Origin of the sequence: Patiriisocius sp. Uisw_017 (assembly GCF_047731265.1) — a bacterium.
Lineage (GTDB): Bacteria > Bacteroidota > Bacteroidia > Flavobacteriales > Flavobacteriaceae > Patiriisocius.
In genome coordinates this window covers 197,363-209,978 of record NZ_CP159835.1, presented here as the reverse complement: position 1 = coordinate 209,978, position 12,616 = coordinate 197,363, and the positions used below count along the sequence as shown (strand labels likewise).

Genomic DNA, 12,616 nt, shown 5'->3' with positions numbered 1-12,616 from the left:
CACAATTATGAATATTCTAGTCACAGGCGCAGCGGGTTTTATAGGTTCACACACGGTGGAACGTCTTCTTGGCTTGGGGCATACCGTATATGGGCTAGATAACTTTTCACCTTATTATGATATCGACTTAAAAAAAATGAATGTTTCAGCCATTAAAAAAGCGGGAGCTCATTTTATCGAAGCAGATTTAAGAACGGACGATTTATCTAAATATTTACCTTCAACATTAGACTTTGTATTTCATTTTGCTGCACACCCAGGTATTTCAGCGTCTTCTACTTTTAAAGATTATGTGTCCAATAATATACTCGCAACACAACGATTGTTGGATTATATTGAAACGAAAAGCCGGCGACCTTTTTTTGCAAATATTGCGACCTCTTCTATTTATGGATTGGAAGCGACCTTGACTGAAAACGAAGTACCATTGCCAGCATCTTGGTACGGAGTAACAAAATTAGCAGCAGAGCAATTGGTATTGGCTTATGCTCGAAGAGGGTTCTTTAAAGGGTGTTCATTGCGATTGTATTCAGTGTATGGGCCTCGGGAACGTCCTGATAAATTATACACACGTTTAATCGCTTGCGTACTTCAAAACAAGCCCTTTACTTTATTTAACGGGAGTGAAAAACACTTAAGAAGTTTCACCTATGTTCAAGATATTATAGACGGAATCGTCTCTGTAATAGGAAACGAAGAGGTCTGCAATACTCAAATTTTTAATTTGGGCACTGAAGAAGAAAACACCACTGCAACAGGTATTGAAACAGTAGAGAAACTCCTCAACACTACTATTGATATTCTGCCTCATCCTGCAAGACCCGGTGACCAATCACGTACAAAAGCCAATATAGATAAAGCAAGAAGGGTCCTCAATTATAATCCTACAACAGGATTGGAAGAAGGTCTGAAAGCTCAAATTGAATGGTATAAAGGTCGTTTTTTATAATCTCATCAAAACTTCCGCAGCCTCGAAAGCCGTAGTTTCATTTTTAGCAATTTTTTCTAGTTGAATTTCTAAAGCTGCACTAACAGCTGTATTATCGTAGAAATCACTTTTTAGTCTATTCTCAATAGTTTGTAGCAACCAGAATTTTTGTTGATTTTTTCTTTTTTTACTAAAATATTGATTCTCTTTCATTTCAATAACAAAAGATTGAATAAGTTGCTGTACTTCAGTAATGCCTTCATTGTTTAGTGCGCTGCACGTTAAGGCTTTTGCGGTCCAACCATTTTCTTTTGGAGGATATAAATGCAAGGCTCGATTAAATTGTGTTTTTGCTAATTTGGCTGGAGTCACATTTTTACCATCCGCTTTATTAATTACAACGGCGTCTGCCATTTCTATAATTCCGCGTTTGATGCCTTGTAGTTCATCTCCTGCGCCGGCTAGTTTTAGTAATAAAAAGAAATCGGTCATAGAGTGCACGACCGTTTCACTTTGTCCTACGCCCACCGTTTCCACAATGATGTGTGTGTATCCAGCTGCTTCGCATAAAATAATGGCTTCGCGGGTTTTACGGGCAACACCGCCCAAAGAATCGCCACTTGCAGAAGGGCGAATAAAAGCATTCGCGTTTGTAACCAGTGATTCCATTCGTGTTTTGTCGCCTAGAATGCTTCCGCGACTTAAGCTGCTACTTGGATCAACGGCAAGTACGGCTACTTTATGATTTTGTAGTGTGAGGAGGTTGCCAAATTGTTCAATAAAGGTGCTTTTTCCAACACCGGGCACTCCAGTAATTCCAATGCGAACCGATTTGTTTGCTAGTGGTAAGCAGGCGTTAATAATCTCTTTAGCTTGAGCAATATGTTTGGTCGCAGTACTTTCAACAATAGTGATTCCTCTTGCCAGTGCCGTTTTGTTTCCCTCGCTAATACCTTTTATGAGCGCTTGAGTAGAAGGTGTTTTTTTTCTTGCCGCTTTCAATTTTTCGGCAGCAGTGTTGCTTAAAGAATTGGGCGGCTGGATTCCTTTTCTTTCTTGTAATGCGCTGGGTATTTTTTTCGGGCTTGCCATCAGGACAATTTATGAATATTTTATGAATGTAAATTTAAATTAAAAGTTTTAGAGCTTTATATTGATCCTAGTTTAATTTAAAATTTTACAAAATGAATACATTTTATAAAGAAACAGTTACAGCCACAGGCGGCAGAGCAGGCCATGTTAAGAGTGAGCGTGGTATGATAGATATGAACTTAGCAGTGCCAAAGGAATTGGGTGGTGATGGCGCTAAAGGAACAAACCCTGAAGAATTATTTGGTAGTGCCTATGCCGCATGTTTTGGAGGAGCACTAGGTCTTATTGCTGAAAAAGAAGGGGTTGCTCTTGATGGCGCTATTGAAGTCGAAGCAACCATTAGCTTAGGAAAAACAGAAAAAGGCAACTTACAACTCGCTGCCATTTTAGACTGTGTCTTGCCTGGTGTAGATACTAAAACAGGCGAAGACATCATTAACAAGGCACATGAGATGTGCCCATTTTCAAGAGCTACGCGCGATAATATAGATGTAACTTTGAATTTGATGGTACTGGAATAGTAAACAAACAACACCGTATAATTTAAATGCCAACGCCATATAACGTTGGCATTTTTATATTTGAAAACACTTGCCTAACCGCTCTTAAAGGAAGGGCTTGAGCTTCCCTGCTTGAGGAGATATGAGGGAGTTTTTTTTGTAACAACACCAACCAAACCTCCCCCATATTACCTAAAGGGCCCTCTCCCTCCCTTGGTGAATTTGAGTTGCTCTCCTTGATTAAGGATTGAGGAGGAGCTTAAAAACTTCGTTACGTATCCTCAAAATTACTTACTGTAATTTTTTAAATAATATTTCACCAAACAAGACAGTTTTTCCAGTACTAATGTGGGGTTCTTGGAGCGAAGCGATTGTTAACCCTCAGCATTAATTGTCTGTAAAAAAGCACCGATTTCTAATGATTATCATTTCGGCGAATGCCAGATACAAATAATTTGAAAAAAATGTGCTCCTTTGCAACAACACGAACAAAATGTCGTCTCTAAATCAAACACCATCGAAAAACCATCAAAAAGTGTCTAATTTATTACTTGTAGAACAATGCAGAGCAAATAATGCTAAAGCCCAATTGACGCTTTACAAGCAGTATTGTGACGGTATGTTTATCGTTGCCAGCAGGTATATAAAAGATACCGCTGCTGCAGAGGATGCAATGCAGGAATCGTTCATCAAGGCATTTAAAAAAATTGAACAATTTAAAGGAGACGTCACTTTTGGGGCTTGGCTCAAACGCATTGTAATAAATACATGTCTGGATGTTCTTAAAAAGAAGAAGATTTATTTTGATGAGATTAATGACAACACGTTGCGAATTGAAGATGAAGAAGATACCGGTTGGGAAGTAGGAGATGGTACCACAATGATTGAAATAAATAGTGCCATTGATAAGCTTTCAGAAAGCCATAAAGCAGTAGTAAAATTATTTTTGTTAGAAGGATTTGACCATCAAGAAATAGCAGATATTTTAGGAATTACAGAAAGTGCTTCGCGTACAAATTTACACCGCGGAAAGATACAATTACAACAACACTTAAAACATTTACAATATGGCACAGGATATTAGAGCGCTTATGAAGGAGCAACCGTCGCAAGATCCATCGTTACCTACAGGACACGAAGCTAGGTTTGAATCCCGTTTGCAAGCAGCTTTTAGTAATGAGAAGACAACAACTTCGGGAAGACAACGGCCTTTTGTTTTTTGGATGAAGATTGCAGCCGTAGCGATTGCCTTTGTGGCAGTAAGCATTTTTGGCTACTATTCGCTCTCTAATAATAACGGTGAAAATACCTTAGTAGAAAAGGAGATCCCTGTAAAAAACGGGAATGAGATTAAGCGCGTGCGATTGGCAGATATTTCGCCAGATCTAAAGAGGGTAGAAGATTATTATATGGCAGGTATTAATGTTCAATTAGCATCGCTAGTAATCACAGACGATAATAAAGATGTGATTGATGGCTATATGCAGCAACTGGACGAACTTACTAAAGAATACACTAACCTGCAGACAGAACTAACTGAAGTAGGCCCAACAGAAGAAACCATCAATGCACTTGTCGAAAATTTAAAAATGCGACTGGAGCTACTATTGAAATTAAAAAATAAACTAAAAGAACTAAAAAATCAAACAAATGAACAAATTAGCAGTATTGAAGCATAAACTAGCAGCAGCACTTGTGTTGGTGATAGTTGCTACAGGTTTTTCGCAAGAAAAATATGTAGAGTCTTTTAATGCAAGCGACGAGATGGTTGTTACGGTAAACACATCGTATACAAATATTATTTTTGAAACTTGGAATAAAGACAGAGTAGAAGTAGAAGCTTTTGTTGAAGGTGAAGACGTAACAAAAGAACAAAAACAAGAAATTTTTGATAACTGGAATTTTGAGGTGCTTGGCAATAGTAAAAATGTTGTCATCTCATCAAAAGGCAGCAGCGGTCTTTGGAATAACTCAAACAGCTTGGGCAGTATTGAATCTTTAAATAATTTAGAGTTTTTAGGCCCTTTATTAGAGAATGCATTAACACCTGTGATTACATCAGTGAGTTCTCCAGAATTTACGGAGACCATTATGAGCAGCGTTGGAGCAATAGACTTTGATTATGAGGAGTTTAAAAAGGATGAAGAAGGGTATATGAAAAAGTTTGAAGCCAAAATGGATAAGAATTTTGGTAAAGATTTTGAGCGGGACATGGAAAAATGGGGAGATAACTTAGAAAAAGAGTACGAAGAGCGTTTTGGCCCAGAATGGGAAGCTAAAATGGAAGCTTGGGGAGAAAAGTTTGGCAAAGAAATGGAAGCATGGGGCGAGCAGTTTGGAGAAGATATGGAAGCCTGGGGCGAGCAGTTTGGAGAAAATTTTGGAGAAAATTTTGAGCAAAGTATGGAAGAAATGGGTAAAATCATTGAGCATAATGTAAAAGGTAATTATTCAAAAACGACTACAGTGGATGAAAATGGAAATAAGAGAACTATTATTTCATCAAACAAGGCTAATCTTAAGAAGATGCCTGCTTCAAAGAAGACGATTATTATTCGGATGCCAAAGGATACAAAAGCAGAGATCAATGTGCGTCACGGAGAAATAAAAATGGCAGACGCCTTTAATGTAAAAGCAACACTAAATCATTCGCCATTTATGGCAGAAAGTATTGATGGGGGTAACACCCTCATCAATGCTTCTTATGCACCCGTAATAGTAAAGGATTGGAAGTATGGAACCCTGTATCTTAAATTTGTAGACAACTGCGATATTGCAAGTGTTGAAAGCATTCAACTGAATGCAAATTCTAGCGATGTTCGTGTTGGAAATATTAATAAAGAAGCGTTTTTAACAGGTTCTTTTGGAGCATTGATTATTGGAAATGTTTCAGATAATTTTAGCCGTTTAGAAATTGTATTAAGAAATACAGACGCATCCATAGCATTGCCGGATACTTCTTTTTCATTTTTGTTCAACGGCAAGAAATCTACCCTTAAATATCCAAAATCACTTCAGTTAAGTACAGAGAAAGAAGGGGATAGAATATTAGTTAAAGGTTTTAATAAGAGCATTACTAAGAATAGGAACTTATTAATAAATACAGATTACAGTAATATTCGCCTTACCAATTAATAAGGCTATAAATTTATTAAAGTTTATATTAATACCTCCCCAAGCCCCGTAAAACCTTTGCTTGATTCTTGATTTTCTTCAACCGAATTTAGCTCCTTCTTAAAAAAATTGCCACAATAGCCGAAGTGAGTACCCCGCCCAAAAGAGCTCCAAAAAACGATTGCAATAAATAGGTGTTCAAGTTAAAGTACTCATTGGCGGTTTCAATAGTCATTAATTTATTGGTGATTGAATAATCTTTTACATTTTCAAAATACTCAGGGGTAATATAATTGTGCGTAAGGTATTGTGCTAACGGAGACAATAGTGCAATAAAAATAGTTATAATTAATCCTGATAAAAACCCCTGAAGCCACGTAATTTTTCGATTATAAAAACGTCTTCGAGTTTCTCGCATTGCGAGGACATACATAAATACAGCAAAAGGGACAAATAACATTGTAATCCATTTATGATCTGCAATTTGCGCATCGTGCCAACCCAATGTCTTCTCCAATAACATCCAGACCAACATCATTATTGTAAAAATGATGGCCCATTTGAGTTCGATTTTAATATTTTTTAAATACTTCATGGCAGTGGTTGTTTTTCCGAAGATAAAAAATAATATAATACATTATAACAAATGTGAATAATTTGAAAAGATCCATTAAAAATAATATCCTGAAATCTAGAATAAGACCTCAGGATATTATTAATCTAATTAAGTAACGCGCTAGTACTACTCAGTCAACACCCATTCCCCTTTAGTAATTAAAGGAAGAGCCTGCTTGTATTTTACCTCTTTACTTTCACCACTCATCACGTGCTTGATAGTAACTTTATCGTTACGGCCTATTTTTGGCATCTCGCGTGTAATGGTTTCAGTTACTTGTCGCTGCTGTTGTTGTGTTTGACCAGCAGCTCTTGACTGCGCAGAACGTTCATCTAAATTTTGAATCTCGTCCTTTTGCTCGCTTAAGTTGTCTTTTCTTCTTACTTCGCGAGCTTCTTTAATTTGTTGTTGGTTTTCTTGTGGTAGCTCTCCTTTATATAAGAATGATAAGACATCTTTATTTACGGTCTCTACCATTTTCTTAAACAATTCAAAAGCTTCGAACTTGTAAATTAAAAGTGGATCTTTTTGCTCGTGTACCGCCAATTGCACACTTTGCTTTAATTCATCCATTTTACGTAAATGTGTTTTCCAAGAATCGTCAATAATAGCAAGCGAAATATTCTTTTCAAAATCTTTTACAAGCTCTTTCCCTTCACTTTCATAAGCCTTTTCAAGATCTGTAGCTACGTTTAACGTTTTTACACCATCTGTAAAAGGAACCAAGATTCTTTTATATTTATCTTTTTGATTTTCATACACATTCTTGATTACGGGGAATGCCATATCTGCATTTCTAGCCATTTTATCTTGGTAATGAATGTACGATGCTTTATATACTTTACCAGCAATTTCTTGTACTTGCATTTTCTCAAATTCAGTCGCAGTAATAGGCGAACTCATGGAGAAATAACGAATCAATTCGAATTCGAAATTTTTATAATCCTGCGCCATTTTATTGCTTTCTGTAATGATTTCGGCAGTATCATAAATCATATTAGCAATATCTACTCGCAAACGATTACCAAATAGGGCATTGTACCTTCTTTTGTAAATAACTTCACGTTGGGCATTCATAATATCATCATACTCCAACAATCGCTTTCTAATACCGAAGTTGTTTTCTTCCACTTTTTTCTGCGCACGTTCAATAGATTTAGAAATCATAGAATGCTGAATCACTTCGCCTTCTTTTAATCCCATTCTATCCATCATTTTGGCGATTCGTTCAGAGCCAAATAAGCGCATCAAATTGTCTTCTAACGAAACATAAAATTGCGAACTTCCTGGATCTCCTTGACGACCAGAACGACCACGTAGCTGTCTGTCTACACGTCTAGAGTCGTGACGCTCTGTACCGACAATGGCAAGACCTCCTGCTTTTTTAACTTCATCACTCAATTTAATATCGGTACCACGACCTGCCATGTTTGTAGCAATCGTTACCACACCAGCGTGACCCGCTTCAGCAACAATATCTGCCTCACTTTTGTGCATTTTTGCGTTTAAGGTGTTGTGCGTAATTTTACGAATGCCTAACATACGGCTGAGTAATTCAGAAATTTCTACCGAAGTCGTACCAATCAAAACGGGGCGTCCTGCTTTTGAAAGTTCGGTTACTTCGTCAATAACAGCATTGTATTTTTCTCTTTTGGTCTTGTAAATTTTATCTTCTCTATCGTCACGTGCAATAGGGCGATTGGTTGGTATTTCAACAACATCTAATTTGTAGATTTCCCAAAGTTCACCCGCTTCAGTAACCGCAGTACCAGTCATACCCGCTAGTTTTCGGTACATTCTAAAGTAATTTTGAAGCGTAACCGTTGCAAAAGTTTGCGTCATTGCTTCAATCTTTACGTTTTCTTTCGCTTCAATCGCTTGGTGCAAACCATCACTATAACGACGACCGTCCATAATACGACCTGTCTGCTCATCAACAATCATTACTTTATTTTCCATCACCACATATTGGGTGTCTTTTTCAAATAAAGAATAAGCTTTCAATAATTGGTTAAGTGTATGGATTCTTTCACTTTTAATACCGAAGTCTCTAAACAACTCTTCCTTAAGATTCGCTTCTTCTTCTGATGAGAGCTTTTTTTCTTCAATCTTAGCAATTTCGGTTCCTATTTCTGGCATTACAAAGAAATCTGGATTGTCTTTACCAGAAATGAAATCGATTCCTTTATCAGATAATTCAATTTGATTGTTTTTCTCTTCAATAACATAGTACAACTCCGCATCAATCTTGGGCATCTCCCGATTGTTGTCTGCCATGTAGGTGTTTTCAGTCTTCTGAAGGATTTGTTTTACCCCTTCTTCAGATAAAAATTTAATGAGTGCTTTGTTCTTTGGTATTCCACGATACACGCGTAATAATTGGAAACCTCCTTCTTTAGTATCTCCCTCACGGATTAGTTTTTTTGCCTCGGCTAAAACACCTGTTAAATATTTTTGCTGAACAGAAACGATGTCTTCAATTTTTGGTTTTAACTCATTAAATTCGTGGCGGTCTCCTTGTGGTACTGGCCCCGAAATAATTAATGGAGTACGCGCATCATCAATTAATACACTATCTACCTCATCAACAATTGCAAAGTGGTGTGGGCGTTGTACTAAATCTTGTGGTGCATGTGCCATGTTATCACGCAGGTAGTCAAAACCAAATTCGTTATTGGTACCATAGGTAATATCTGAATTGTATGCCTTTTTTCTTGCTTCACTATTCGGTTGGTGGTAATCAACACAATCGATGCTCATCCCATGAAACTGAAAGATGGGAGCCATCCAAGCACTATCACGTTTTGCTAAATAGTCGTTTACAGTAACTAAGTGAACACCGTTTCCTGACAATGCGTTTAGATATAAAGGCAGCGTAGCCACTAATGTTTTTCCTTCCCCAGTTTGCATCTCTGCAACTTTTCCTTGGTGTAAGGCAACACCTCCTATGAGTTGTACATCATAGTGTACCATATCCCAAGTAATTTCTTTACCTGCAGCATCCCATGAATTTTTCCAGATAGCGTGATCGCCATCGAGGGTAACATAATCGTGCGCTCCCGAAATCTCTCGATCAAATGCAGAGGCAGTAACTTTTAAGTTTTTGTTGTTTTTAAAACGCTTTGCAGTTTCTTTAATCACAGCAAATGCTTCGGCGAGTATTTTGTCAAGTGTGGCTTTCTCAATGTCATAACGCTCATCCTTTAGCGTGTCAATTTGATTATAGATATCCTCTTTTTTATCAATATCTTCTTCTACGTCTGCTGCTGCTTGCAGGGTATCAATTTGTGATTGCACGTCTTTTTGATCTTCTTTAATAATGGATCTAAACGTGTCACTTTTTGAACGAAGCTCGTCCAGAGATAGTTTTTCTAATGCTGCCTCGTGCGTTTTTATTTCTTTTACATACGGCTCAATATCACCGATGTCTTTTTTGGATTTGTCTCCTACAAATACCTTTAATACATTGTCTAAAAATTTCATGTTTGTTATTTTAAGTGCGCTACATTTTTAAGTCTAATGGCCTCATTTATTATTGCGCTAAAGTTTTAAGTTTAAAGTGCACTAAAGTTAAATGTGCACGAATGTGTTTTTTGTAAATAAGTGCAATACAATTGAAATTTTGAAGAGCACTTACAATAGGAATCCCTACTGAAAATTTTTATTACGCCGAAGTATAGCGCGTAATCACTATTCTTGGTACTGAGGTAAGAAAATTTGTGTATGTTGTTGCTAGGGTACCAGCACTCTTAACATCATAGCCAAGGGCAATTAACTTTTCTTGGTATTGTTCCAATTTTAGAATATCATGCTTGTATTTTAAGATCTCCGTTTTTGAAAAATCTTTATTTACATACCTTGGTTTTGTGGTGTTGATTTCTTTAAATTCAATTTTTTTGTCAAAATCGAAGAAAGTTTGATGGTACTTTGTCGTCTTGGGATTGGTTTGTAGCGCATAGTTTTGAGCCTCCATGGTTGCCATGAAGCTTAAAAGAAAAACCAAGCTGTACGTTTTTGCGCTAGTCATTTGTAATGCATCTATAAAAACCAAAATTTCATGAATTGGTTTTGATATTTTTCTAATTCACTTTAAAAACTATCTCTGGTTTCCAAAGATAGTTTTTAAGCTAAAAAAGTCCCTGAAATACAGAGACTTTTTTGCTATTTCAAGATATAAACTAGTATCTCTTATATTTTATTTGAAGGATTTTAAACCCTTTCTAGTCTTAATACTCGTCTTCATTCCACAAATAATCGTCATCTGTGGGGTAATCAGGCCAAATTTCTTCTATTGAATCGTAGGAATCTCCCTCATCTTCAATAGCTTGTAAATTTTCAACCACCTCAAGAGGTGCGCCAGTTCTAATAGCGTAGTCGATCAATTCATCTTTGGTAGCCGGCCAGGGTGCATCACTTAAATAGGATGCTAATTCTAATGTCCAGTACATAGTAAAAGTGTGTTATAAATTTCTGCAAAAATAATTTTTTAGATGAGAAAGTAAAGAAAAATCTGAATTATTTCTGATGTATTTGAAAGAACGTTTTTAACTACTTGTTTATAAGATAGTTGTGATAATTTTTCCTAAATAGTATTAGTATTTATCTGGAATCCACTTGACTTCTTCACCTTGCAAATCCTGTGACAACTTTCGTGCCAATACAAATAGATAGTCTGAAAGCCTGTTAAGGTACTTTAAAACAAAAGGATCCACGCGGTCTTGTTCATTAAGCAAGGTGGCCATTCGTTCTGCTCTTCTACATACACAGCGCCCTATGTGACAATATGACACCGTTGTGTGTCCTCCTGGTAATACAAAATGTGTCATCTCTGGTAGCGCATCGTTCATAACATCCATTTCTTTTTCAAGTAGCTCAATTTCTTCTTCTGAAATTTTAGAAATGTTAAGACGCTCTTTTCCGTTTTTAAGAATTTCTTTTTCAGGTGGCGTCGCTAAAATAGCACCCACGGTAAATAATTTATTTTGAATATGGGCCAAGACTTCTTTGGAACGTGGATCTATTTCTTGGTCACGAATAAGCCCAATATAAGAGTTTAGTTCATCCACCGTACCATAACTTTCAATGCGAATGTGATGTTTGGGTACCCGTGTGCCTCCAAACAAGGCAGTAGTACCGGTGTCTCCAGTTTTTGTGTAAATTTTCAAAATATTATTGTATCAGGTTATTAATTTATTTCAAATAACAAATTAAAGGTTGCTGTGTGATTTTAGAGGTTGAAGCAATAAAAATATGCCACTACATTTTATCATCAATTCCCTTTTCGTTTCTTTTACGTTCGTTAAATCTTTCTTTAAAACTTCGGTTACCCCGTACTTTTCTTAATGGTTTTATTGCGCTTGTTGTTCCGTAAAAAGAGGACCAATAACACAACTGCGGTACTTATGTATAAATACAGATTTTCCATAGTCCGAAGATACTAACTGAAAAGGAAAATCACAAAAAAATCAAATCATAAATCTTAAAAGAAAGTAGGGATAAGGAAATATAATTTGAAATATAGCACTTGGAGTTTAGAGTTTGAAATCAATTTGGGTTTGGGGAGGAAGCAATTCCGTATTGCGACGGAATGACCTTTGATTGTTATTTCGTTCTGGTATCGCTTTCTACGATGCCATCGCGAAGTCTTATAATACGGTGTGCGTGGAGTGCAACTTCTTCTTCATGGGTTACTACAATTACGGTATTGCCTGCTTTGTGTATATCGCTAAACAGTTTCATAATTTCATCACTTGTTTTGGAGTCTAAGTTTCCTGTAGGCTCATCTGCCAGGATGATAGAAGGCTTGTTTACAAGTGCTCTACCCACGGCAACACGTTGTCGTTGTCCACCTGAGAGTTGGTTGGGGCGGTGATCCATCCGGTCTGCTAAGCCAACATCACTCAATACTTGCTCGGCTCTTTCGGTTCTGGCTTTTTTTGATGCACCTGCATAAATCATAGGCAACGCTACATTATCTAAGGCAGTAGTCCTTGGGAGTAGATTAAAGGTTTGAAATACAAAACCAATTTCTTTGTTTCGTATTTCTGCAAGTTCATCATCACTCATATTACTAACATCTTGGCCACTTAGTAAATAAGTGCCTTCAGTAGGAGTGTCAAGGCATCCCAAGAGGTTCATTAAGGTGGATTTTCCAGATCCAGAAGGTCCCATAAGGGCTACATATTCCCCTTTCTCGATTTGTAGATCGATACCCTTTAGCACTTTTACAATTTCTTGTCCTAGTGGAAAATCTCTTCTAATTCCTTTAATGTCGATAACAAGGCTCATATGTTTAGTTAAGCGTTAAGCGTTTTTGAAAATATAAAAGAAAATACGTGGATTACGTCTCTTCTTCTGTTTGTCTTT

General features: G+C 36.9%; 12 protein-coding genes. 5 read left to right on the top strand and 7 right to left on the bottom strand.

The genetic code is table 11. The annotated features are described in order from the left end of the window. Positions 1 to 7: 7 nt before the first annotated feature. Entirely contained in the window at positions 8 to 949 is a 942-nt protein-coding gene (locus ABXT67_RS00890; RefSeq protein ID WP_415375411.1) for an NAD-dependent epimerase/dehydratase family protein, read from the top strand. Here the strand turns inward: ABXT67_RS00890 and meaB are convergent. Next, entirely contained in the window at positions 944 to 2,020 is a 1,077-nt protein-coding gene (gene meaB / locus ABXT67_RS00885) for a methylmalonyl Co-A mutase-associated GTPase MeaB (protein ID WP_415375410.1), read from the bottom strand. The two genes, ABXT67_RS00890 and meaB, sit on opposite strands and share 6 nt — an antisense overlap. Before the next feature lie 92 nt (positions 2,021 to 2,112). Between meaB and ABXT67_RS00880 the strand changes: the two genes are divergently transcribed. From ABXT67_RS00880 to ABXT67_RS00865, 4 genes are all read left to right on the top strand, one after another. Continuing rightward, the gene (locus ABXT67_RS00880; RefSeq protein ID WP_415375409.1) at positions 2,113 to 2,541 is read left to right on the top strand and encodes an organic hydroperoxide resistance protein; all 429 of its coding nucleotides are present in this window, start codon (positions 2,113 to 2,115) and stop codon (positions 2,539 to 2,541) included. Positions 2,542 to 3,055: 514 nt separating this feature from the next. After that, positions 3,056 to 3,604: an RNA polymerase sigma factor gene (locus ABXT67_RS00875; RefSeq protein ID WP_415375408.1), complete on the top strand. Its 549-nt coding sequence runs from the start codon at positions 3,056 to 3,058 to the stop codon at positions 3,602 to 3,604. Next, positions 3,588 to 4,199 (top strand): hypothetical protein, encoded by a 612-nt coding sequence (locus ABXT67_RS00870; RefSeq protein ID WP_415375407.1) that lies wholly within the window; start codon positions 3,588 to 3,590, stop codon positions 4,197 to 4,199. Before ABXT67_RS00875 ends, ABXT67_RS00870 begins: the two co-directional genes overlap by 17 nt. Then, on the top strand, positions 4,171 to 5,655 hold the full coding sequence (locus tag ABXT67_RS00865) for a DUF4097 family beta strand repeat-containing protein (RefSeq protein WP_415375406.1): 1,485 nt from the start codon (positions 4,171 to 4,173) through the stop codon (positions 5,653 to 5,655). The genes ABXT67_RS00870 and ABXT67_RS00865 overlap by 29 nt, the downstream gene beginning before the upstream one ends. An 88-nt stretch (positions 5,656 to 5,743) precedes the next feature. On the opposite strand, the gene ABXT67_RS00860 is transcribed toward ABXT67_RS00865, so the two are convergent. The 6 genes from ABXT67_RS00860 to ABXT67_RS00835 all read right to left on the bottom strand — a co-directional run bounded on the left by ABXT67_RS00860 (position 5,744) and on the right by ABXT67_RS00835 (position 12,538). Then, a complete protein-coding gene (locus ABXT67_RS00860) occupies positions 5,744 to 6,229 on the bottom strand; it encodes a DUF4199 domain-containing protein (RefSeq protein ID WP_415375405.1) in 486 nt (161 codons plus the stop codon). Between the two features lie 147 nt (positions 6,230 to 6,376). Continuing rightward, positions 6,377 to 9,733: a preprotein translocase subunit SecA gene (gene secA, locus ABXT67_RS00855; protein WP_415375404.1), complete on the bottom strand. Its 3,357-nt coding sequence runs from the start codon at positions 9,731 to 9,733 to the stop codon at positions 6,377 to 6,379. Between the two features lie 181 nt (positions 9,734 to 9,914). Then, positions 9,915 to 10,301: a hypothetical protein gene (locus ABXT67_RS00850; protein ID WP_415375403.1), complete on the bottom strand. Its 387-nt coding sequence runs from the start codon at positions 10,299 to 10,301 to the stop codon at positions 9,915 to 9,917. A gap of 175 nt (positions 10,302 to 10,476) precedes the next feature. Continuing rightward, positions 10,477 to 10,698, bottom strand: a complete 222-nt coding sequence (locus ABXT67_RS00845; RefSeq protein ID WP_013070580.1) for a DUF2795 domain-containing protein — start codon at positions 10,696 to 10,698, stop codon at positions 10,477 to 10,479. A gap of 144 nt (positions 10,699 to 10,842) precedes the next feature. Next, positions 10,843 to 11,415, bottom strand: coding sequence for a cob(I)yrinic acid a,c-diamide adenosyltransferase (locus ABXT67_RS00840; protein WP_415375402.1), 573 nt, complete (start codon positions 11,413 to 11,415; stop codon positions 10,843 to 10,845). A 436-nt stretch (positions 11,416 to 11,851) separates the two neighbouring features. Beyond that, positions 11,852 to 12,538, bottom strand: a complete 687-nt coding sequence (locus ABXT67_RS00835) for an ABC transporter ATP-binding protein (protein WP_415375401.1) — start codon at positions 12,536 to 12,538, stop codon at positions 11,852 to 11,854. Between the last annotated feature and the right edge of the window lie 78 nt (positions 12,539 to 12,616).

Coding starts and splice junctions, on each gene's coding strand:
- ABXT67_RS00890 (WP_415375411.1), top strand. CDS start 8: ATGAATATTCTAGTCACAGGCGCAGCGGGTTTTATAGGTTCACACACG.
- meaB (WP_415375410.1), bottom strand. CDS start 2,020: ATGGCAAGCCCGAAAAAAATACCCAGCGCATTACAAGAAAGAAAAGGA.
- ABXT67_RS00880 (WP_415375409.1), top strand. CDS start 2,113: ATGAATACATTTTATAAAGAAACAGTTACAGCCACAGGCGGCAGAGCA.
- ABXT67_RS00870 (WP_415375407.1), top strand. CDS start 3,588: ATGGCACAGGATATTAGAGCGCTTATGAAGGAGCAACCGTCGCAAGAT.
- ABXT67_RS00865 (WP_415375406.1), top strand. CDS start 4,171: ATGAACAAATTAGCAGTATTGAAGCATAAACTAGCAGCAGCACTTGTG.
- ABXT67_RS00860 (WP_415375405.1), bottom strand. CDS start 6,229: ATGAAGTATTTAAAAAATATTAAAATCGAACTCAAATGGGCCATCATT.
- secA (WP_415375404.1), bottom strand. CDS start 9,733: ATGAAATTTTTAGACAATGTATTAAAGGTATTTGTAGGAGACAAATCC.
- ABXT67_RS00845 (WP_013070580.1), bottom strand. CDS start 10,698: ATGTACTGGACATTAGAATTAGCATCCTATTTAAGTGATGCACCCTGG.
- ABXT67_RS00835 (WP_415375401.1), bottom strand. CDS start 12,538: ATGAGCCTTGTTATCGACATTAAAGGAATTAGAAGAGATTTTCCACTA.